A 19,640-nucleotide genomic window follows, 5' to 3' on the forward strand; every position below is an offset into this window, starting at 1 on the left:
GGAGACCGACGTGACGTCAGGCCCTCCGAGGCGCGGGCCGGGGGCGGATCACGGAGGCGAGCAGGGGTAGTTGTTGCCGGTGCCCAACACGATGGAATTGATCGGGCTCAGATTCTCCACAGACCCGTACGGGGCGGCGAAGATGATCGCTTCGCCGCGGCCGGTTCCGTTGTAGCCGGTGCACAGCTCCACCCAGGCGTTACCGTACTGGTTGTTCACCACGTAGTGATCGCCGTACTGGTTGCTGAGGTTGTGCGGGCCGTAGGCCCAGTAGACACCGCCGTTCTCGATGCCCGAGTCGGGGTTGTCGTTGTTGTAGATGCAGACGGCTCCATACGGACAGCCGTAGTAGGTGGCGTCGGCCCTCGCGGACGCCGGCCCGGCGCTGACGGCCATGAGCGACCCTGCCACCGCGACGGCCGAAACCGCCAGCCTCACCAGTTTGCCGAAAATCGCAGGTACCTCCTTGTAGAAGCCCGGGTGGACAAGTGATGTGCCTCGGTCGGCAGTTGCGTATCGACCAGGCCGGATCCCAGTCCCCGTCGGGTGCGTCGTGCTGACCGCATGTGTGAGGTGGTGCGCACAGCAACCTAGAGGGACGTCGATCCCGACGGTCCTGACAGATGTCAGGGGGCTGCCGCCGGCTGTGGTGGCACCTGCTGAGCTCTCGATGTCGCCCATGGGAAAAGAACTTGGCCCGGATTGAGGGGCCTTGAAGAATGGTGGCCATGCAGATTCGACAGGCATGGCCTGATGACGCATCAGCGGTTGCTGGTGTCCACGTGCGCTCCTGGCGAGCGGCCTTTGCCGGTCTTGTTCCGCAGCACTACTTGGACGCCATGGACCCGGTCCGCGAAGAGTCCGACTGGAAGACACGCATCGCGGAGACACGATGGCCGTCATCGGGGGTACTGGCAGCCGAAGCCGAGGCGGGAATCATCGGATTCACCAGTTTCGGCCCGTCTCAGGAGACCCCTGCCGTCGCGGAGATCGGCACGCTCTACGCCCTCCCCGAGGTGTGGGGCACCGGGGTCGGAAAGCAGTTGATGCTTGCCACTTTGGCGACGCTCGGACAGGCCGACTACACCCGAGCCACGCTGTGGGTACTGGAAGGCAATGAACGTGCCCGGCACTTCTACGAGGCCGCCGGTTGGCGCGCGGACGGCGCGGCCGTGGAGGACACCACCGGCGGGGCCTCTCTGAACAAGTTGCGCTACGCACGCACTCTTGGCTAGGGCCCGTCCAGCGGATCATGTCGCAGTCGCGGGGTCTGGCACGCGTATCTGCGCTTTCCGGTGAAGCCCACCTCAAACGGCCTGATCCGCCGGACAGACCCTGGCGGTGACCAGGCGTACGTTGAGCTACGTGCGGGTGACGATGGCGGGGGCGGCTACTCCAGCAGCCGTTGCCTGATCAGCTCCATCACTTCCGCGCGGCTGCGCTTGCCGTTGTCGGCGGCGTTGAAGTGGTTGCCGATGCGCACCGAGGTGGCGAGCAGGCAGCGGACCTCGACCTCGTCCTCGTCGGGGCAGAACGAGGAGAACAGGGAACGCAGGTAGTCCATACGGCGGTTGTCGACGCGGCGCAGGCGCTCGGCGACGGACGCGTCGCGGCGGGCCCAGTCGCGGATCGCTATATCGGCGGTGGTGCCCCGCACCGGCCCGTCGGTGGCGGCCGCGACGATGGCGAACAGCCGCTCCAGTCTGGCCCTGGCGTCTCCGCCGCCGCTCTCAACCTCCTCGATCACGCTCTCGGTGACCTCGTACTCCCAGGTGTCGAGCATTTCAGTGAGCAGCGCACCCCGGTTGCGGAAGTACCCGTAGAAGCCACCTTTGCTGACGCCGAGTGCCTGCGCCAGTGCCTCGATCCGGACGGCTTCGGGGCCACCTGCGACCAGCGCCCGCAAGCCTTCCTCGATCCACTTGCCGCGTGGCGTGCGGGTCGCGCCCATGGTGTGTGCCTCCTCACGCCGTGCCGAGTATACGGCGGCGTATAGATGGGTCTACGCTCGATCTATACGCCACCGTATAGACAGGGGCCTGCTCATGCGACTTCCCCGTACCGCCCACACCGGCCGCCCCTGGCGCATCCACGAGATCGCCGACGACTTCACAGTCGAGGACGTGTGGGCACTGCCCACCCCCGGCGGACCCGACGACCTTGTGTGGCTGGTGCGCCAGTTCGCCGAAGGCATGCAGAACGGGGTGCTTGGAGAAGGTCCCGTGTCCCGCGTGCTCTTCGCCGTCCGCTGGAGGCTCGGAGCACTGCTCGGCTGGGACAGGGCCGGTACCGGCATCGGCGCCCGGCTGCCTTCCCTGCGCGACCGGTTGCCGGCGGACCTTCGCGAGGGTCCCCAGGGTCCCGACCTCGGCTCGTCCGCGTTCACCTCCCTCTATCAGCGGGATGACGAATGGGCCGCCGAGATGGGCAACAAGACCGTGCAGGGGGTGATGCACATCGGCTGGGTCCCGGACGGGTCCGGCGGCTACCGCGGTCAGATGGCCGTCCTGGTGAAGCCGAACGGGCTGCTCGGCACCCTCTACATGGCCGCCATCAAGCCCTTCCGGTACATCGGGGTATACCCGGCGCTCATACGCTCCATCGGCCGCGAGTGGCAGGCGAACGCCGCCGGGCGGAGCGTGCGCTGACCGACTCCGTCGCGTTCGTGAATCACCTACCGGAGATGCGCCGCGCGTTGACTGACCCGAGGGGCGCGCCCGCTGTGGCGCGGGGTCCGCTTCCGCCCAGCGCGTGGGTGGCTGGGCGGAAGCGGGGCGGCTCCCCTCCGGTGGTTCTTGAGCACGAGGGGTCCGCGCGGCCTTCCAGACAAGGAAGGTGCGACGCCGGGGTGGCGTACGTTTTCCATGGTGCGCCATCCGGCTGGTGCCGCAAGAAGAACTACGGCTTCGCCATCAAAAGGGTTCATTACCCCATGATTTGGCGGCGGTAAAAGCGTTCTTGCGGTAACGCGCCCTGATATGCGGGGGCCTGATGGGACGTCAGCGACGCCGTGCGATCGCCTGGTGACGATGTGTTCACTCGGCGACATTGTTCCGCAATCTCATGATCACGTTGAGTGGTGGCCGCCTCACCCAGCATGCTGTCGTGCAACTCCTCCGAGGCGCTTGAGCACCGCCTCGGAGGGGCCTTTCCAGACGCCTGTACGTCCTTCCAGGGAAGGTGCCATGACAAGCAAGCAGGTGATGACCGTCATCGTCCTGGCGGCGGTCCTCACATGGAGCACGGTGATGACCGTGCTGGGCCAACTCGCGGCCATGGTCGCGCTGTTGCCCACGCTGGGGCTCCTCATCCAGCAGATCGTCTCCGCGCTCGGCGGCTCGGACACACGGGCCACCACGGCGGCGCCCGCACCGCCCGCGGGGCCGTTGGGAAGTCAGGAGCCGCCCCAGTGATAACACCCCCCGTACCCGAACGACCCGCTGAACCTCCCCATCGGCGCGGCCGCCCGCCGGAGCCGATCTGCAAGGAGGCCGGAGTCGCGCACAGGACGTGGCTGGAGCCGGTCCGCACCCGCTTCGCCGCCAGCGGACTGACCCTGGACGAGCTGGTCGGCCGTTCCGGCTTCTCCAAGACCCGCCTGTCCGAACTGATGCGAGGCAAAGGCCTCTACCCCACCTGGGAGATCACCTACAGCGTGGTCCGTGCCCTGGACATACCCGTCGGCCCGTTACGCAGGCTGTGGCGGGTCGCCGCCATCGAGGCGGAGAAGAAACCGTCCTGGATAGACGATCGCATCCAGGCCGTCCAGTCGGCTGACGCCGATGAGCAGCCCCTCGCCCACGTAGCGCTCTACCAGGCCATGGCCGAGCCCTACAGCGCCTACGCCCAGGCCTTCCTCCAGTCCCTGCCCCGCGCTCGCCACGCGGTCGGCGAGGTCTTCGACCTTCTCTGGCTGACCTGGGACGAAGCCACGTCCAGCCCGGACATGCCGCGCCACGCCTGGCAGATGCTGCGGGCCACCGTCCTGTCGAGGGCCGCCAAGCGGCCCGCCGGTCACCACGACCTGCGTGCCGCTGCTTTCACCACCACTCATCAGGCGCAGGCCCAGAACCTGATGGAGCGCCTGGCCCGCATCGACGCCCTGGCCCGCTTCTTCGACGCGATCGCCCAGCTGCCCGACGACCAGATGGACGTCACGGTCCTGCGCTACCTGTGCGGGATAGACCCCGACGCCATCCCCGCCGTGGTCGGTCTGCCCCCGGCCATGGTCCACACCCTGGACCACCACGCCCGCTGGGCTCTCAAGCAGCTTTTCCCCGACACCGAAACCCAGGAGTGATCCCGCCGCCATGAGCACCATCGACGACCTCCTCGCCCAGTCGCTGCTGCTGCGTGAGCCCCACGTCCCCGCCGATGTCGTCCCTCATGACGAGGCTCTCGACGACGACCTGCTGCTGTGGCAGCACCGGGCGGACGACACCACCGACAACAGCGCCGCCCACAGCCTGAACGCCCTGTGCGAAACAGTCGTCAGTCACTGCACCCCCGACCAGCTCGCCGACTTCCTCACCGACCAGATCCCCCAGCCCCGCACCGCCCGGATCCTGGGGTGCGCCCTGCACCTGGCCGGAGTGGACATCGGCGCCCGCTTCTGGTGGCAGTACGCCGCCGGTGCCGAAGACGCCCCCGCCTCCTACTGCCTCTACCTCCAACACCTCGCCCACGGCGAGACACACGCCGCCGCCCTCTGGCACGCCCAGACCGATGCCCCCGCACCGGCCGAAGGCAACACCGACGCCGACGCCGAGGAGTACGCCCCGGCCCTGCACTCGATGACCGCCGACAGCAGCCTGGCCACCGTACTGCGTGTCCTGGCCCAGCTCACCCGCACCATGCCCACCCGCCGGCACACCCCGGCCGCCCGCGCCGTCATCGAGTTCGTCGGCACCGCCGTCGCCGGTGGCTACGCCCGCCATCCCGACCTCGAAATCCCCCTGCCCGGCACCTACTTCGCCGAGCGGCTCGAGATCGTCGTCGCGGCCACCACCAGCAGCGATCAGGTCCCGCCCACGCCCGCGCACGCCGCCCCCGCGCATCCGTCGCCCTCGGCGGACGACCTGCCCAACCGGCTCGCCCCTGACGAGGGCCGCAAACACATTCCCAGCAGAGCCACCCCCCGCGACCCCGAACACCTGCTGGTCCAGGTCACCGCCGCGGACCACGAACCCACCACCGCGCACACCTTCTTCGAGAACGCCGCGGCCGTCTGCTGGAGGACCGCGACCGAACAGGACACCCGGGGCAATGGCATGGCCTACCGCCTGCGCCGCTTCGCCCAGCGCCTGGCCCCGGCGCCCTCCGGCTTCGGCCAGCTCAGAGCGGCCTCACCCTCCGGTGGCGCACCCGTGCCCTTCCATCGGCTGTGAGAGGGCAGCTTGAGCAAGTGCCCCGAACTTTCCTTCATAAACAAGGCGATATTCGGGAGTTGAGGCGCAATGCGAGGGCAATCGAGGGTGCAGGAGGTTGATAACTATGGTTCCCCTGCTTCTTGTTCTGCTTCTCGCGTTGCTTCTCTTCGGTGCTGGATTTGCCGTCAAGCTGCTGTGGTTCGTTGCCGTCGCGGTGCTGGTGCTGTGGCTGCTCGGCTTCGTGATGCGCTCCACCACCGCCGGTGGTGGTCGCGGTCGCTGGTACCGATGGTGACCTGACGAGGTAAGCACCCCTTCGTAGGGCCCGGCCGTCTTGACGGCCGGGCCCTACGGGTATGCCCCGACGAGAGCCGGACGCCCCGACCCTCGTGCCGAGGGCGCCGCTCAGATCTGACCGTGGCTGTCCTTCGGGTGCCCGCAGCGCACGATCGCGTGGCCCCCGTCGACATCGCCCTCGGTGTAATCGGTGAAGGTGTTCCGGCAGGGCTCGCCATTGCTGCCCCGGTAACGCGGGCAGAGGCAGGTGTGATGGACCGGCGGCGGGGGCAGTTGCGCCATGCAGCGGTCTCCCGCGAACCACTCGCGCTCCTCGGGCAGCAACTCCGTGCCCCCTCTCCGCAGGATCTCCATGGCATCGCGTTGTGCGCCGGCGACCAGTGCCGCGGCTTCCGCCAGCGCCTGCCGCTGCTCCTCGGTCCGCTGGTGCGTCGTACTCGCGTCTTCGGACATGTACGCCCTCCTCGGAGTGGTCGAGGCCAACCTCGTACAAGACAGTCGACGCCAGATCGGGGCAGGGCGCGCGCCGACAGCGCCGCACGGCGGACCCCCGCGGCCTTCACGCAGGGGACCGGGTGGCCCGAAGCGCCGCGCACCTGCACACCCGCCCTCCGCACATCCGCGGACCCGCGCATCCGCCCTCCGCGCCCCGCGGACCCGCCCTCAGCGCACCGCGCTCTTCCCCCGCCACTCCTCCCACGACAGGTTCCACGCGCCGAACCCGTTCCCGGGTGCGACCACGCCCTTGGTCTCCTTGCCGGTGATCTCGAAGGGGTCGCCCGGCCGCACCTGCCGGTAGAACCAGGCCGCGTCCGCGTCGCTCATGCCTATGCAGCCGGAACTGTGGTTGGCGTTGCCGAAGTAGCGGGCGTTCCACGGGGCGGCGTGCGCGTACATGCCCGACCAGGTCAGCCGCATCGAGTAGTCGACCATCTTGTCATAGGCGTTGGCGAGGCCGACCGTCTCGGAGTTCATGTTGATGGTGCCCTCCTTGGCCATGAGCACGGCGGTTCCGCGCCAGGAGCGCCGGTCGCCGCCGGGGGTGCCGCCGGAGACGGGTATGCGACGGACCGGCTCGCCGTCGCGCAGGAGGGTGAGCTGATGGCTGTCGAGGTCGACCTTGACGATCTGCCGGGCGCCGACGGTGAAGGCGGTCGTGTAGTCGCGTACGAACCAGCCGCCGCCCGCGCCCGAGTCGGTGCCGTTCAGCCGGGCGTTCAGCGTGACCTTGGTCCCGGGCTTCCAGTACGTCCTGGGCCGCCAGTCCACCCGGTCCCGGCCCGACCAGTCCTGGATCCAGCCCCAGGAGCCCTCGGTGTTGTTCGAGGTCGTGATCTTGAGCTGCTTCTCGACCTCGGCCTTGTTCTTGACCGGGTTGTCGAAGACGAGCGAGATCGGCTGGGCGACCCCGACGGTGGCCGCGGCGCCCGGTCGCCAGTCGACCTTGTTGACCTTGTCCGCCGGGGCCGTGGTGAAGGCGGCCTTGGTGGTCCTGGTGGTGCCGTCCTCGGTCCTGGTCGCCGCCGTCACCGAGTACGCCGCCCCGGGTACGGCCTTGCGCGCGGAGACCCACGACCGGCCGTCGGCGGCGAGCTTGCCGACGAGCCGCTGGCCCTCGGCGTCGGCGACGGTGACCGAGGTGAGGCGGCCGCCCGCGGCCGTGACGCGCACGGGCCGGCCCGCCCGCACCTGGTCTCCCTCAGGGGTGAAAGTGACCTTGACGGGACGGTCGTCGCCGCCCGGTGCCGGCTTGGCGTCCTGGGCGCCGGGGGAGGCGTTCGACGAGCAGGCGGCGAGCGGCACCAGCAGGGCGGCCACGACGGCGGCCCTGACGCGGGCGGGGGCGAGTGCTCGGGTGCGGGACATCGGGACCTCCGGGGAGACGGGAACGGGTGGGCAAGTCGGGCGATGTCGTGACTGTAGAGCCGGAAAACCCGAGGTCAGCCGCTGTAGGGCTGTGTGACGGCGACTGGTGAGGAACGGTCATGGTCCGGTCACATTCGCCGCGCGGAGCGGTCATGGTCCGCTGTGAGCATCCTTTGCGTCCCCGCGAACAGGGTCCGGGGAGAAGGAGAGGCTCAGACTGTGTCAGCGCTGCTCGTGCCACCCAGCCGCGTGTGCCGATCGGGCAACCGGGGCTTCGCCCTGCGGACCATCACCGCTCGGACCTACCGGGCCTTCCTCGCGTCCCGCGACGGTGCCGCGCTCGGCGCCGGCTTCCTGCAGTGCCCGTCCTGGGCCGACGTCAAGGAGGGCTGGCGCGCTCACCTGCTCGGGTGGGGGCCGGATCCGGAGGCAGGGGCGCTGGCGGGTGTGGCGCTGGTGCTGATGCGGCAGTTCCCCGGCACCCGCAAGTACTTCGCCTACCTCCCCGAGGGACCCGTGGCCGACTGGAACGATCCCGACGTCGACGGCTGGCTCGATCCGCTCCTCGAACACCTGCGCCGTGCGGGCGCGTTCGCCGTGCGGATCGGCCCGTCGCCCGCCTATCGGCGCTGGGACGCCGCCCTGCTCAAGCCGCTCGTCGGTCCAGGCCGACACCTGGGCGACGTCCTCGCCAGTGAGGTCGACCCGCTCGGCACGGCCGTCGCCGAGCGGCTGCGGGCGCGCGGCTGGCGCCGCTGCGGTGGGGACGGCACCGGAGAGGGCGCGGACGCCCAGCCCCGGCACGTCTTCCACGTACCGCTCGCCGGACGCACCGCCGAGGACCTGTGGTCCGGGCTCAACCAGGAATGGCGGCGCAACGTGCGCCGGGCCCAGAAGGAGGGCGTGGAAGTGGTGGTGGGCAGTGCGGCCGAACTCCCGGAGTTCTACCGGCTGCTGGGCATCACCGAGCGCCGCGACGGCTTCCGGCTCGGCCGCTCGCTCGCCTACTACGAGCGTCAGTACGCCGCGCTCAACGCCGAGGAACCGGGCCGGATGAAGTTGTACCTGGCCCGTCATCAGGGGGAGATCCTGGCCGCCCACACGATGATCACGGTGGGTCGCCGGGCCTGGTACCAGACCGGTGCCTCGGCCGACCACCGCCGTGAGGTCCGGCCCTCCAACGCCCTGCAATGGCGGATGCTGCTGGACGCCCACGCCCTCGGCGCCCACGTCTACGACATGCGCGGGGTACCCTCCACTCTCGATCCGGAAGAACGTTCGTACGGATTGCTGCGGTGGAAGCTCGGCACCGGAGGGCAGGTCGTCGAGACGCTGGGGGAATGGGAGAGGGCCTTGGGCGGCAGCGCCAACCACGCACTTCACCGTGCTTTCCAGGCATACCTGAACCGCCGATGAAACAACAGATGTCGACCATGTCGAACAGCGCGCAGAAGGAGACCAAGGCGGTCTCCGCAGCCCGCGGCAGCGCCGTCATGGCCGTCGGATCCATCGTCTCCCGCGCCACCGGGTTCGTCCGGTCCGCCGTGGTCGCGGCGGCGCTGGGCACCATCGGGCCGACCGCCGACGGCTACGCGGTCGCCAACGCCCTGCCCACCATCGTCTACGTGCTGCTGCTGGGCGGCGCGTTGAACGCGGTGTTCGTCCCGGAGCTGGTCAAGGCCGCCAAGGAGCACGACGACGGGGGTGCCGCCTACACCGACCGCCTCGTCACCGTGTGCGTCGTCGCCCTGCTGGCGATCACCGCGACCGCGGTGTGGGCGGCTCCCGCGATCATCGACGCGTACACCGACTACACCGGCCCGCAGGCCGCCATGACCACCGCGCTCGCCCGCTACTGCCTGCCGCAGATCTTCTTCCTCGGACTGTTCACGCTGCTCGGGCAAGTACTCAACGCCCGGGGCCGGTTCGGCGCGATGATGTGGGCGCCCGTCCTGAACAACGTCGTCGTCATGACCGTCTTCGGCCTCTACCTGGCCCTCGCCATGGGCGGGGACGGCCGCCTGCTCACGCCGACCGAGACCCACGTGCTCGGCTGGGGCACGACCGCCGGCATCGCCGTCCAGGCACTCGCTCTCCTCCCCGCCCTGCGCGCGGCCCGCTTCCGCTGGCGGCCCCGCTTCGACTGGCGCGGCAGCGGACTGACCCGGCCCCTGCGCTCGGCGGGCTGGCTGGTGCTGCTGGTCCTGGCCAACCAGGCCGCGTACTGGGTCACCACCCGGCTGGCCACCACCGCGGGCCTCGACGGCGGCCCCGGATACGGCGCGTACAACAACGCCTATGCCCTGTGGGTCGTACCGCACGGCATCATCACCGTCTCCGTGGTGACCGCGCTCATGCCCCGGATGAGCGCGGCCGCCGCCGACGGGGACACCTTGGCCGTGCGGCGCGACGTCTCGCACGCCCTGCGCGTGTGCGCCTCGGCCGTCGTCCCCGCCGCCTGCGCCCTGTTCGCCCTCGCCCAGCCGGTGACGGCCCTGGTCTTCGGCCACGGCAGGACCAGTGCCGACGACACGGCCGCCATGGCCGGGATCCTGATGGCCTTCGCACCGGGACTCATCGCCCTGTCCGGCCAGTACGTGCTGTCCCGCGCCTTCTACGCGCTCTCCGACACCCGGACGCCGTTCCTGCTCAACCTGGTGATCGTCGCCCTGAACGCGGGACTGTCCCTGGTGGCCGCACAGTCGCTGCCGGCCCGCTGGGCCGTGACGGGCATGGCGGCGGCGTACTCGCTGGCGCTGTGCGTGGGCTGGGCGGTGACCGGGCTGGTGCTGAGCCGCCGACTCGCCGTCGCACACCCGCTGCGCTCGTCCGCCGCCGGCGCGCACGCGCGGTTGCTGCTCGCCGCCCTGCCCGCCACCGCTCTGGGCCACCTCGCGACCCTGGGCGCGGTGCGGGCCGGCTCCCTGGTCTCCGCAACTGCCGGGGCGGTCGTCGTCGTCCTCACCTTCGCCCTGCTCGCCCGTCCGCTGCGACTCGCCGAGCTCACCGCGCTGCTCTCCGGCCTCCGCCGGCGACGGACGCGGATCTGACCTTCACCTAGGGAGAACTGCCCATGCCCCGCGTGCTCCTCATCGAGGACGACCCCTTCGTACGCGAGGGGGTCGAACTCGGTCTGCGCCGCCGCGGCCACGAGGTACGGGCGACCGCGACCGGCGAGTCGGGCCTTGCCGCGCTGGCCGAGTTCCGCCCCGACCTGCTGCTCCTGGACCTGATGCTGCCCGGGATGACCGGCGTCCAGGTGTGCCGGCAGGTCCGCGAGCACAGCCAGCTGCCGATCATCATGCTCACCGCGCGCGGCGACGACTTCGACGTGGTCATCGGTCTCGAGGCCGGCGCCGACGACTACATCGTCAAACCCGCGCGCCCCGAGGTGATCGAGGCCCGCATCCGTGCCGTGCTGCGCCGCCTGGACGACAGCGGTCCGGGCCGTCCGGCCATCGAGGTCTACGGCGAACTCACCGTCGACCGGGCCGGGTTGACCGTGACCAAAGCCGGCCGCCGGCTTGAGCTCGCGCCCTCGGAGCTCAAGCTGCTGCTGCATCTGTCCGCCGCCCCGGAGCAGGTGTTCAGCAGGCAGCAACTGCTGGAGCACGTGTGGGAGCACAGCTTCCACGCCGACGCCCGCCTCGTGGACGCGTGCGTCCGCCGGCTGCGCGGCAAGATCGAGGACGAGGCCGGCAGCCCCCGTTACGTCCAGACCCTGCGGGGCTTCGGCTACCGCTTCGGGCCGCTGTGACCGTCGGCGAGCGGTGGCGGATGAGGGCGTTCGGGCTGCGTACGCGGCTGTTGCTCGCCTTCCTTCTGGTCGCCGCCGTCAGCGCGGGCACGACGGCGGCCCTGACCTACCGCGAGGCCCGTAACGCGCTGCTGAAGACGGCGCAGGACACGGCGGTCTCGTCGTTCCGCGACCAGGTCCAGCAGACGGGCTTCTCCCTGCCGGTGCGGGAGGAGGGGCTGGAGGAGGTCCTGCGCGACATCGCCCGCAAGGGCAAGCCGCACCCCTGGGTGGTCTTCGCCGAGTACGGTTCCCTCCGCGCATCCTCGGGCGAGAACCCCGTCTCCACCGTCATCACGCCCGAACTGCGCCGTGCCGCGCGGGCCGACCCGCACGGCAGCTTCGAGCGGGTCGTCAAGGACGGCGTCCCCTACCTGACCATCGCCATGCCCACCGTGTTCAAGGCGAGCCCGGACAGTGTGCTGCCCACCGGACTCGTCCTGTACGCCGTCATGCGGATGACCGACGAGCAGGTCAACGTCGACGCCCTGCTGACGGCCGGGCGGGACGGCGCCGTGCCCGGTCTGGCGGTCGCGCTGATCCCCGGTCTGATCGCCGCGCGGAGCGTGCTGCGTCCGGTGCGCAAACTCCGCGAGGCGGCCCTGAGCATGGGCAGCGGCAAATTCGACACCAGGATCCCGGTACGCGGCAGTGACGAACTGACGGACCTGGCACGCACGTTCAACGCCTCGGCGGGGCAACTGGAGCAGTCCGTGCGGGAACTGCGCGAGGCCGAGGCACGCGCCCGCCGCTTCGCCTCCGACGTCTCCCACGAACTGCGCACCCCCCTCGCCGGAATGCTCGCCGTCACCGAGATCCTCGACGACGGCGCGGAGGGCCTGGACGCCGACACCGCCAGGGCCGTCCGACTGGTCAGCGCCGAGACGGGGAAGCTCGCTGTGCTCGTCGAGGACCTGATGGAGATCTCCCGCTTCGACGCCCGCGCGGCCGAGTTGAACACCGACGAGGTCGACGTGGCCGAGGCCATTCGAAAGACCCTCCACAGCCGGCACTGGACCGACGACCGGATCCGCGTCGAACTGCCCGACGGCATCCGGGCCCGGCTCGACCCACGCCGTTTCGACGTGGTGCTCGCCAACCTCGTCGGCAACGCCCTGCGCCACGGAGGCGCACCCGTCACCGTGCGTCTGCGCAGCGAGGCGCGCGACCCGGGCCCGCCCGTGCTGATCACCGACGTCATGGACAGCGGACCGGGCATCCGGCCAGAGGTGCTCCCGCACATCTTCGACCGCTTCTACAAGGCCGACGCGGCCCGCACCCGTTCGACGGGCAGCGGTCTGGGGCTGGCGATCACGCTGGAGAACGTGAAGCTGCACGGCGGAACGATCCATGCGGGGAACCGTGCCGGGGGCGGTGCCGTCTTCGCCGTCGAGATCCCGCTGCACACGGAGGAGACCTGCGGATGAGGCGACGTACGTCCGCCGTCGCCCTCGCCCTCGCCGTCACGGCCGCCCTGCCCCTGCTCGGCGGCTGCGGGATCCAGGAGAGCGACGTCATCGAGGCAGGCGGTCCCGCCAGCGTCCAGGCCTTCCTCAACCGCGAGTACGACATGCTGCTCTTCTTCCGTTCCCCCGACGGGGACTTGAGCCCTGTGATCCGCACGACCGGCCCCTCGGCAGGCTTCGACGGCGAGTACGAGGTGGCGGGCGCGGAAGGCCAGAACACCGGTGACCCGGAAGGACCGGTGCCGACGGAGAAGGTCGTCCTGGCATTGCTCGCCGGCCCGCGGGAACTGGACCGGGCCGCGGGCCTGAGCACCGCCCTCCCTGCCCTCACCCGCGGCGCCCACGTCAAGATCGGTCCCCCTTCAGGCGGCAGGGTCACCGCCCGCGTGCCACTTGCCCTGGCGGCCCTGGACAGCACGGCTCTACGGCAGCTGACCTGCACGATCGCCTACGGCGAGGACCCCGAGGGCCAGCTCGTCGTGGAGCTGAACGGACAGGACGGCGCATCGCGGTCGGACACCTGCGGACTGGCCCCGGCGGCACGGAGGACGTCCCCGTGAAGGCCGGGAAGCGGGCGCCGGGCACGCCCCTCCAGCCGATTCCTTGGGTACGGCTAGGGGAACTTATGGGGCGCATCACTACCGGCGGGTGTCGCGGCAGCACCGGCCGTTAGGGGACGGTGCTGCCGCGTCCGGGTGTCAGGGCTGAGCGGCCAGCCGGAAGCTCTGCGCGGCCGAGTTGTCGCAGGCGCGCTGTACGAGCTGCACGCTGTTGGCGGACGTGCCGTTCGTGCTCAGGCACTTGCCGCTGTGCCGCGCGACGAAGCGATAGGTGCCGCCGCTCTCGCGTACCGGCAGCCACTGCTGGTTGCCGCCTCCGCCGTACGCCCACAGTTGCAGGGGCGCGTTGTCGGCCGTTGACACGTTGGTGACGTCGATGACCTGCTGGGGATTGCCGCGGTTGGCGATACGTGTGTATCCGTTGTCGGTGGAGCGGAACTGGAACTGCTGGGCGAGTGTGCCGTTGCAGGTGTACTGCTGGACCGCCGTGCCGTTGCCGGTGGCCGCGCCGCGTGCGTCGGCGCAGACCGCGGCCGCGTTGCTCGTCAGGGAGTACCAGGTGGTCTCGGAGATGGGGTCGGTGGGCGCGGGGTCACCGCCTGCGCCGCCGAGCCACTTGAGCCCGTCGATGAGGAAGCGGTTCTGGGTGGGACTGGCGAACGTCGAGGACAGCCGGGTGTTGGTGTCGTAGTTCATGGCGTTGTGCCCGAAGTTCGCGTACAGCATCCGGTACTGGGTGTTGGTCCACAGGATCGGGTAATAGCCGCTGTACCAGGACTGGTTGGGGTCCGTGCCGAGGGGGAAGCTACTGGGGTCGACGGAGGCCAGCACCTTGATGTTCGGGTTGGCCCGCAGGTCGTTGGACCAGCTGTACCACTCGCTGACCGCCGAGGTGAACGTCGTGGGAAGCGCGGCGGTGGCGGGGTGGGCGCGGTCTTCGGTGCGCAGGACCGCCGTCGTCGGGCCCCAGGTGTTCGAGCGGAAGCTGCCGCTGCCGAGGAAGGTGTTGTAGTACCAGGGCCATTCCCCGGCATTGGTGGTGAACGCCGATACATGGAAGCCCAGCCAGCCCCCGCCGGCTCGCATGTACCGCTCGAAACCCGCCTGTTGGGCAGCCATGGGCGGGGCGTCGTCGAGGAACAGCACGACCTGGTATTCGTTCACGCCGCCGTTCGCCAGCAGGTTCCAGTCGGTGGTCGCGCGGTAGGTGAAGTTGTTCTCCGCCCCGGCCCGGGGAAACCACTCGTTGGCTTCCTTCACGAAGTCGATGTGGGCGGCGTCCCAGGTGCCGTTGTAGAAGGCGATCACCTTGAACGGGTCGGCCTGGGGCGCGGCGGACACGGAGGGGGCGGGCGTGGTGAACGCCAGGACGAGCGCCAGCAGGGTCAGCAGCTTAGCCGCGAGCCGTCTTACGGATGACTCGACGGGACGGTCGCGCAGGTGGACGGGGCGAAGGGGCCACGGTCGGGTGGGTCGGGGCATGACTGCTCCTCCTGCCGCCGAAGCGGCCAGAGACGGGGGGTGGGAGCGGTGATGGGTGCGGTCAGCCGCTGTACTGGGCGAAGACGCGGGTGAAGTCCCAGGGCTGCTGGGAGACGCCCGAGCAGGTGTCGGCGCCACCGCCGGTGCAGGGGCGGTCACGGTTGACGGACCAGAAGGTCAGCCGGGCCAGGTGTCGCTGCTGGGCGTAGGCGAGGATGGTGCGGAAGTCGGCGACGGTCACCGTCTCGCCGTTGTCCGTGATGCCGTTCATCGAGGAGATCCCGGTGTGCCGGTAGGCCTGGTCGTCGCTGTAGCCGTACGCGTTCTTGACCGCGGTCTTCAGGCCCTCGGCGGCGCGGACGGTGAGCTGGCCCATGTTCTGGCCGGCCCCGCCGAAGTTGAACGGCATGATCGTCCAGCTGTCCACGGTGAGACCGGATGCGGCGGCCTTGTTGATCAGGCTGCTGTCCGGCCCGTTCTGGCCGGTACCGAAGGTGACGTACACCTTGATGCCGGGGTTGTTGGCCTTGACCGTCTTGAGGGCGTCGACCGTGCGCTGCTGCACGGTCGGGCTGTCGTAGGCCGCCGCCTCGATGTCGATGTCGATCGCCTTGAGCCCGTAGGCGTTGATGACCTTCTGATAGGCGGCGGCCAGTTCGCCCGCGCTGCCGCAGGAACTCTCCAGCTTGTTGCCGCTCCAGCCGCCGAAGGACGGGATGACGTCGCCGCCCGCGCCCCGCACGGTGTTGATCGTCTGCTGGTCGACACCGCCGGTCAGCGGACGGTTGCCGTCCCACTGGGGGTTGCAGTAGCCGTTGCTGAGCACGAAGGCGAGCGTGAACCACTTGACGCCGGTCGCGTTCATCACGGTGGTGGGGCTCGGCGGGCTGCCCCAGCCGTTGTAGAGGTAGGGTGCGACCGCCATCGCGCCCGGACCCGGTGATGGGGTGTCGCCGGCGGGGGCGGTCCACTTCTGGTTGGCGGCGCCGGTGCAGGTCCAGATCTGCAGCGGGGTCGCGTTCGCCGAGCTGTTGCCGGTCGCGTCCAGGCACTTGTCGGCCTGCGGGTTGACGATGTCGCGCGCCGCGGTGACGGTCCACTGCTGGGCCCCGCTGCCGTTGCAGTCCCACAGCTGGACCCGGGTGCCGTTCGCGGTGCCCGCGGCGGCGACGTCCAGGCACTTGCCGAGGGCGCGGATCGTGCCGTCGGAGCGGACGTCCCACTGCTGGGCGGCGCTGCCGTTGCAGTCGTAGAGCTGTACGGGGGTGCCGTTGGCCGTGGCGGCGCCCGCCACGTCCACGCACTTGCCGCCGAGTCCGGTGATCTGTCCGACGGCCGCGGCAGCGGCGCCCGCCGGTGTGCCGGTCGTCCCGACGAGGAGCGCGGCAACCGCCGCACCGAGCGCACCGCGGACCGCGGCTTTGGGGAGAGGGGTCGTCGTCATGCGTCGCGTCCTGTTCTGTCGTCAGCGGCCGCCACATGCTTCGCGGGTTGGGGTGCCCATGACATGTGGGCGATCAGGCATGCCCATGACATCTCAGGTCGAGGGGAGGGGCTGCGAAGTCGTGAGCGGCGCGCGGCGGTGGGGGGAGGTGAGGGGCCAAGGGGCAAGGAGCCAAGAGGCGAGGAAGACAGGGTTACTTCACACCGTGATTTAAGATCTGGCGTAAAGCCCTGTCAAGAGTTTGGTCCAGTCCAATCGGCTGTCTCGTCGGCATTGGTGATGAGTTTTCGGCCCCCCGGCCGTCACACATACGACGGGAGATCGACGCGGCGGAGGGACGAGGCGATGGGTGCGGACACGGAACTCGGTGAGCTGGACGTGAGCGGTCTGGGCAAGGTCGGAGAGGCGGCGTTCTCGGGGCTGGCGGAGCGGCATCGGCGGGAACTGCATGTGCACTGCTACCGGATGCTGGGGTCGTTCGAGGACGCCGAGGACGCCGTACAGGAGACGTTCCTGCGTGCCTGGCGTCGGCGGGAGACCTTCGAGGGGCGGTCGACGCTTCGGGCGTGGCTGTACCGGATTGCCACCAACGCCTGCCTGGACCTCCTGGCCAAGTGCCGTCCGGAGCCCGCGAGCGGGGGTGAGGTGTTGTGGCTGCAGCCCTACCCGGACCGGTTGCTGGACGAACTGCCGGCGGCGGACGCGGACGAGCCGGAGGCGGTCGCCGTCGCCCGGGAGACGATCGAGCTGGCGTACCTGGTCGCCGTCCAGCACCTCGCGCCGCGCCCCCGGGCCGTGCTGATCCTGCGGGACGTGCTCGGCTGGCCGGCGAAGGATGTCGCCGAGTGCCTGGGGGACTCCGTCAACTCTGTGAACAGCGCGCTGCAGCGGGCCCGCGCCGGCATGCGGGAGCACCTTCCTGCCGAGCGGCAGGACTGGTCCGGCGGTGAACAGGACGCCGGTACACGTGAGTTGGTGCGCCGTTACACCGAGGCCAGCGTGGCGACCGACATGGACGGCATCGCCGCACTGCTGCGGGACGACGTGCGCTGCTCGATGCCGCCCACGCCGGGCCTGCACGTCGGCCGCGACGCGGTGGTGAACGACTGGGTCGAGAGCGGCTTCGAGGGTATGACGGGCCTGCGCGCGGTCCTGACCCGCGTGAACCGGCAGCCCGCGGCCGCCTTCTACCTCTGGCGCGAGACGGAGGGCGCGTACCTGCCGCTGACGATCGACGTACTGCGCGTCACCGGCGGGGCGATCGCCGAGATCGTCACGTTCCACGACGACCAGTTCCCGCGGCTCGGTCTGCCGGAGCGCCTGCCGGCGGACGTCACGCAGTAGCCCCGGCGGTCGGCTGTTCACCCCCTGGGGCGGGCATTGTTGGGGCATCTCCGGGGCCTGAACCCTCGTATGCCGGTCAACGCCCCTTACCTCCTGTGCCGGTTATCGGATTGCGGAGGATCGACATGGACAACGCGAAGGGCGCCGGGTGGTCGCGGGACCGGTGTCGGGTCCTACCGCTCCTGCTCACCGGCTTCGCGGACTCGCCGGGGCCGGTCTGGCTGCCGCGCTCACGGCGACGGTGGTGACCACTCTCGCCGCGGCGCTCGCCCGGGCGATGGGCGTCGACTTCGAGATCCCTGACGGCGGCGAGAGCATCCCGTTGTCCGGCATCGCCGTGGTGACCGGCTTCTTCTCGGTCGTGGGCGTCCTCATCGCCGTAGCTCCCGCCCTGGCGCGGAGACTGCGCGCCAGGACTGGTTGACGGCGGGCAGAGGACTTTGTCCTGTGGGTGGAAAAAGAAGCACCCTACTCGCGCGTAAGTACTTCCCAGCCTGGAAAATGGTTGTTACGTTCCTCTCCGACAGGCAGACGGCGCAGTCGGTGCGACAGACGCCTGGGGGCCCCGCAGCGGGGGAGGGGAGGGATCGTGCGACGTATGACCGCTCGACCTGAGAACGCACATCAGGCGCGGCTGCTTCGTCTACTGCGTGACAACGGCTCCAACTCTCGAGCCGAGCTGGGTGACTTGGTGGACCTGTCCCGTTCCAAGCTGGCGGTCGAAGTGGACCGGCTCCTGGCGACGGGGCTGGTTGTCGCGGACGGGCTGGCGCCCTCCCGGGGCGGCCGGCGGTCGCACAACATCCGGCTAGCGCCGACGCTGCGTTTCCTCGGTGTCGACATCGGTGCCACGTCGATCGACGTCGCCGTGACGAACGCGGAGTTGGAGGTCCTGGGGCATCTGAATCATCCGATGGATGTCCGCGAGGGCCCGGTCGCGGTCTTCGAGCAGGTCCTGTCCATGGCCGCCAAGCTGAGGGCCACGGGGCTCGCGGAGGGGTTCGACGGTGCCGGCATCGGCGTCCCGGGTCCGGTCCGCTTCCCCGAGGGCGTACCGGTCGCGCCGCCGATCATGCCGGGCTGGGACGGCTTCCCGGTCCGGGAGGCGCTCAGTCAGGACCTGGGCTGCCCGGTCATGGTCGACAACGACGTGAACTTGATGGCGATGGGGGAGCAGCACGCGGGCGTCGCGCGGTCCGTGGGCGACTTCCTGTGCGTCAAGATCGGCACGGGTATCGGCTGCGGCATCGTCGTCGGCGGCCATGTCTATCGCGGGACGACCGGCAGTGCCGGCGACATCGGTCATATCCAGGTGGAACCGGGAGGCCGCTCGTGTGCGTGCGGCAACCAGGGGTGCCTGGAAGCCCACTTCAGCGGTGCCGCGTTGGCCCGTGACGCCGAGCAGGCCGCGCGTGAGGGCCGGTCGATGGAGCTCGCTGTCCGGCTGGAGACGGCCGGGCGTCTGTCGGCCGAGGATGTCTCGGCCGCCGCGGCGGCAGGGGACGCGGTGGCTCTGGAGCTGATTCGGGAGGGCGGGAAGCGTCTGGGGCAGGTCATCGCCGGTCTGGTCAGTTTCTTCAACCCGGGGCTGGTGGTGATCGGCGGCGGTGTGACCGGGCTCGGACACACCTTGCTGGCCAGTGTCAGGACCCAGGTGTACCGGCAGTCGTTGCCGCTGGCCACGGGCAACCTGCCCATCGTGCTGGGTGAGTTGGGACCGGCAGCTGGAGCCATAGGCGCCGCGCGGCTCATCAGCGACCACGTCTTCTCGCCGGCCTGACCGCGGAGGCCCCTCGGCGAACGACCACGACTGGTGGCATCACTGCCCCCCCGTCGGGTGCACTGCCCCCGACGGGGTCACTGCTCCTGATGACGCCACCGCACATGCCGTCACAGCCACAGCCACCCCACTGGCGACACTGAGCGCTCATAGCGGCTCGGCCACCTCACGGTGCCCTCGGCGACCCCGAGTGCCACCGTGACCTCCGGCGAGCCACCGCAACCCCGGGACGGGCA

Annotated in this window: 20 protein-coding genes; 14 read left to right on the forward strand and 6 right to left on the reverse strand. The window is 70.1% G+C overall.

The window, feature by feature from the left end:
* Positions 1 to 48: 48 nt before the first annotated feature.
* Positions 49 to 681, reverse strand: a complete 633-nt coding sequence (locus tag ACZ56U_RS04425; protein WP_469082528.1) for a hypothetical protein — start codon at positions 679 to 681, stop codon at positions 49 to 51.
* A gap of 47 nt (positions 682 to 728) precedes the next feature.
* Between ACZ56U_RS04425 and ACZ56U_RS04430 the strand changes: the two genes are divergently transcribed.
* Complete coding sequence (locus ACZ56U_RS04430) at positions 729 to 1,235, forward strand: GNAT family N-acetyltransferase (RefSeq protein ID WP_469082529.1); 507 nt, start codon at positions 729 to 731, stop codon at positions 1,233 to 1,235.
* 155 nt (positions 1,236 to 1,390) lie between these two features.
* Here ACZ56U_RS04430 and ACZ56U_RS04435 read toward each other — a convergent pair whose 3' ends face one another.
* Positions 1,391 to 1,951 carry a TetR/AcrR family transcriptional regulator gene (locus ACZ56U_RS04435; protein ID WP_469082530.1) on the reverse strand — a complete coding sequence of 187 codons (561 nt, stop codon included), beginning with the start codon at positions 1,949 to 1,951 and terminating at the stop codon, positions 1,391 to 1,393.
* Positions 1,952 to 2,045: 94 nt separating this feature from the next.
* Between ACZ56U_RS04435 and ACZ56U_RS04440 the strand changes: the two genes are divergently transcribed.
* The 5 genes from ACZ56U_RS04440 (at position 2,046) to ACZ56U_RS04460 (ending at position 5,664) form a co-directional block, all read left to right on the forward strand.
* Positions 2,046 to 2,648 carry a DUF2867 domain-containing protein gene (locus tag ACZ56U_RS04440; protein ID WP_469082531.1) on the forward strand — a complete coding sequence of 201 codons (603 nt, stop codon included), beginning with the start codon at positions 2,046 to 2,048 and terminating at the stop codon, positions 2,646 to 2,648.
* A 537-nt stretch (positions 2,649 to 3,185) separates the two neighbouring features.
* On the forward strand, positions 3,186 to 3,413 hold the full coding sequence (locus ACZ56U_RS04445; RefSeq protein ID WP_469082532.1) for a hypothetical protein: 228 nt from the start codon (positions 3,186 to 3,188) through the stop codon (positions 3,411 to 3,413).
* On the forward strand, positions 3,410 to 4,300 hold the full coding sequence (locus ACZ56U_RS04450; protein WP_469082533.1) for an XRE family transcriptional regulator: 891 nt from the start codon (positions 3,410 to 3,412) through the stop codon (positions 4,298 to 4,300). The genes ACZ56U_RS04445 and ACZ56U_RS04450 overlap by 4 nt, the downstream gene beginning before the upstream one ends.
* 10 nt (positions 4,301 to 4,310) lie before the next feature.
* A complete protein-coding gene (locus ACZ56U_RS04455; protein ID WP_469082534.1) occupies positions 4,311 to 5,387 on the forward strand; it encodes a hypothetical protein in 1,077 nt (358 codons plus the stop codon).
* A 106-nt stretch (positions 5,388 to 5,493) separates the two neighbouring features.
* Positions 5,494 to 5,664 (forward strand): hydrophobic protein, encoded by a 171-nt coding sequence (locus ACZ56U_RS04460; protein ID WP_391230953.1) that lies wholly within the window; start codon positions 5,494 to 5,496, stop codon positions 5,662 to 5,664.
* Positions 5,665 to 5,774: 110 nt separating this feature from the next.
* Here the strand turns inward: ACZ56U_RS04460 and ACZ56U_RS04465 are convergent, their stop codons facing one another.
* Positions 5,775 to 6,119, reverse strand: coding sequence for a DUF6422 family protein (locus ACZ56U_RS04465; protein WP_469082535.1), 345 nt, complete (start codon positions 6,117 to 6,119; stop codon positions 5,775 to 5,777).
* A gap of 210 nt (positions 6,120 to 6,329) precedes the next feature.
* Positions 6,330 to 7,532 carry a L,D-transpeptidase gene (locus ACZ56U_RS04470; protein WP_469082536.1) on the reverse strand — a complete coding sequence of 401 codons (1,203 nt, stop codon included), beginning with the start codon at positions 7,530 to 7,532 and terminating at the stop codon, positions 6,330 to 6,332.
* Between the two features lie 219 nt (positions 7,533 to 7,751).
* On the opposite strand from ACZ56U_RS04470, the gene ACZ56U_RS04475 reads away from it, so the two are divergent.
* From ACZ56U_RS04475 to ACZ56U_RS04495, 5 genes are read left to right on the forward strand one after another with little or no spacing between them, the layout of a single operon-like run.
* Positions 7,752 to 8,948 (forward strand): lipid II:glycine glycyltransferase FemX, encoded by a 1,197-nt coding sequence (locus ACZ56U_RS04475; protein ID WP_469082537.1) that lies wholly within the window; start codon positions 7,752 to 7,754, stop codon positions 8,946 to 8,948.
* A gap of 8 nt (positions 8,949 to 8,956) precedes the next feature.
* Positions 8,957 to 10,582 (forward strand): murein biosynthesis integral membrane protein MurJ, encoded by a 1,626-nt coding sequence (gene murJ, locus ACZ56U_RS04480; protein ID WP_469082538.1) that lies wholly within the window; start codon positions 8,957 to 8,959, stop codon positions 10,580 to 10,582.
* A gap of 23 nt (positions 10,583 to 10,605) precedes the next feature.
* The gene (locus tag ACZ56U_RS04485; RefSeq protein WP_391230962.1) at positions 10,606 to 11,289 is read left to right on the forward strand and encodes a response regulator; all 684 of its coding nucleotides are present in this window, start codon (positions 10,606 to 10,608) and stop codon (positions 11,287 to 11,289) included.
* Positions 11,290 to 11,309: 20 nt separating this feature from the next.
* Positions 11,310 to 12,755, forward strand: a complete 1,446-nt coding sequence (locus ACZ56U_RS04490) for an ATP-binding protein (RefSeq protein ID WP_469082539.1) — start codon at positions 11,310 to 11,312, stop codon at positions 12,753 to 12,755.
* Positions 12,752 to 13,354, forward strand: coding sequence for a hypothetical protein (locus ACZ56U_RS04495; protein ID WP_469082540.1), 603 nt, complete (start codon positions 12,752 to 12,754; stop codon positions 13,352 to 13,354). Before ACZ56U_RS04490 ends, ACZ56U_RS04495 begins: the two co-directional genes overlap by 4 nt.
* A gap of 138 nt (positions 13,355 to 13,492) precedes the next feature.
* On the opposite strand, the gene ACZ56U_RS04500 is transcribed toward ACZ56U_RS04495, so the two are convergent.
* Together ACZ56U_RS04500 and ACZ56U_RS04505 are read right to left on the reverse strand one after the other, a co-directional pair.
* A complete protein-coding gene (locus ACZ56U_RS04500) occupies positions 13,493 to 14,836 on the reverse strand; it encodes a ThuA domain-containing protein (protein ID WP_469082541.1) in 1,344 nt (447 codons plus the stop codon).
* 61 nt (positions 14,837 to 14,897) lie between these two features.
* Positions 14,898 to 16,280, reverse strand: a complete 1,383-nt coding sequence (locus ACZ56U_RS04505) for a ricin-type beta-trefoil lectin domain protein (protein WP_469082542.1) — start codon at positions 16,278 to 16,280, stop codon at positions 14,898 to 14,900.
* Between the two features lie 345 nt (positions 16,281 to 16,625).
* On the opposite strand from ACZ56U_RS04505, the gene ACZ56U_RS04510 reads away from it, so the two are divergent.
* The 3 genes from ACZ56U_RS04510 (at position 16,626) to ACZ56U_RS04520 (ending at position 19,404) form a co-directional block, all read left to right on the forward strand.
* A complete protein-coding gene (locus tag ACZ56U_RS04510; RefSeq protein ID WP_469082543.1) occupies positions 16,626 to 17,624 on the forward strand; it encodes an RNA polymerase subunit sigma-70 in 999 nt (332 codons plus the stop codon).
* A gap of 163 nt (positions 17,625 to 17,787) precedes the next feature.
* The gene (locus tag ACZ56U_RS04515; protein ID WP_469082544.1) at positions 17,788 to 18,048 is read left to right on the forward strand and encodes a DUF6069 family protein; all 261 of its coding nucleotides are present in this window, start codon (positions 17,788 to 17,790) and stop codon (positions 18,046 to 18,048) included.
* Positions 18,049 to 18,222: 174 nt separating this feature from the next.
* Complete coding sequence (locus ACZ56U_RS04520) at positions 18,223 to 19,404, forward strand: ROK family transcriptional regulator (protein ID WP_469082545.1); 1,182 nt, start codon at positions 18,223 to 18,225, stop codon at positions 19,402 to 19,404.
* The last annotated feature ends 236 nt before the right edge of the window (positions 19,405 to 19,640 follow it).

The organism is Streptomyces sp. NPDC034103, assembly GCF_055575395.1.

Excerpts from the sequence above, each read along its gene's own strand:
- ACZ56U_RS04425 (WP_469082528.1), bottom strand. The coding sequence starts at position 681 with ATGGGCGACATCGAGAGCTCAGCAGGTGCCACCACAGCCGGCGGCAGC.
- ACZ56U_RS04430 (WP_469082529.1), top strand. The coding sequence starts at position 729 with ATGCAGATTCGACAGGCATGGCCTGATGACGCATCAGCGGTTGCTGGT.
- ACZ56U_RS04435 (WP_469082530.1), bottom strand. The coding sequence starts at position 1,951 with ATGGGCGCGACCCGCACGCCACGCGGCAAGTGGATCGAGGAAGGCTTG.
- ACZ56U_RS04440 (WP_469082531.1), top strand. The coding sequence starts at position 2,046 with ATGCGACTTCCCCGTACCGCCCACACCGGCCGCCCCTGGCGCATCCAC.
- ACZ56U_RS04445 (WP_469082532.1), top strand. The coding sequence starts at position 3,186 with ATGACAAGCAAGCAGGTGATGACCGTCATCGTCCTGGCGGCGGTCCTC.
- ACZ56U_RS04455 (WP_469082534.1), top strand. The coding sequence starts at position 4,311 with ATGAGCACCATCGACGACCTCCTCGCCCAGTCGCTGCTGCTGCGTGAG.
- ACZ56U_RS04460 (WP_391230953.1), top strand. The coding sequence starts at position 5,494 with ATGGTTCCCCTGCTTCTTGTTCTGCTTCTCGCGTTGCTTCTCTTCGGT.
- ACZ56U_RS04465 (WP_469082535.1), bottom strand. The coding sequence starts at position 6,119 with ATGTCCGAAGACGCGAGTACGACGCACCAGCGGACCGAGGAGCAGCGG.
- ACZ56U_RS04470 (WP_469082536.1), bottom strand. The coding sequence starts at position 7,532 with ATGTCCCGCACCCGAGCACTCGCCCCCGCCCGCGTCAGGGCCGCCGTC.
- murJ (WP_469082538.1), top strand. The coding sequence starts at position 8,957 with ATGTCGACCATGTCGAACAGCGCGCAGAAGGAGACCAAGGCGGTCTCC.
- ACZ56U_RS04485 (WP_391230962.1), top strand. The coding sequence starts at position 10,606 with ATGCCCCGCGTGCTCCTCATCGAGGACGACCCCTTCGTACGCGAGGGG.
- ACZ56U_RS04490 (WP_469082539.1), top strand. The coding sequence starts at position 11,310 with ATGAGGGCGTTCGGGCTGCGTACGCGGCTGTTGCTCGCCTTCCTTCTG.
- ACZ56U_RS04495 (WP_469082540.1), top strand. The coding sequence starts at position 12,752 with ATGAGGCGACGTACGTCCGCCGTCGCCCTCGCCCTCGCCGTCACGGCC.
- ACZ56U_RS04500 (WP_469082541.1), bottom strand. The coding sequence starts at position 14,836 with ATGCCCCGACCCACCCGACCGTGGCCCCTTCGCCCCGTCCACCTGCGC.
- ACZ56U_RS04505 (WP_469082542.1), bottom strand. The coding sequence starts at position 16,280 with ATGACGACGACCCCTCTCCCCAAAGCCGCGGTCCGCGGTGCGCTCGGT.
- ACZ56U_RS04510 (WP_469082543.1), top strand. The coding sequence starts at position 16,626 with ATGGGTGCGGACACGGAACTCGGTGAGCTGGACGTGAGCGGTCTGGGC.
- ACZ56U_RS04520 (WP_469082545.1), top strand. The coding sequence starts at position 18,223 with ATGACCGCTCGACCTGAGAACGCACATCAGGCGCGGCTGCTTCGTCTA.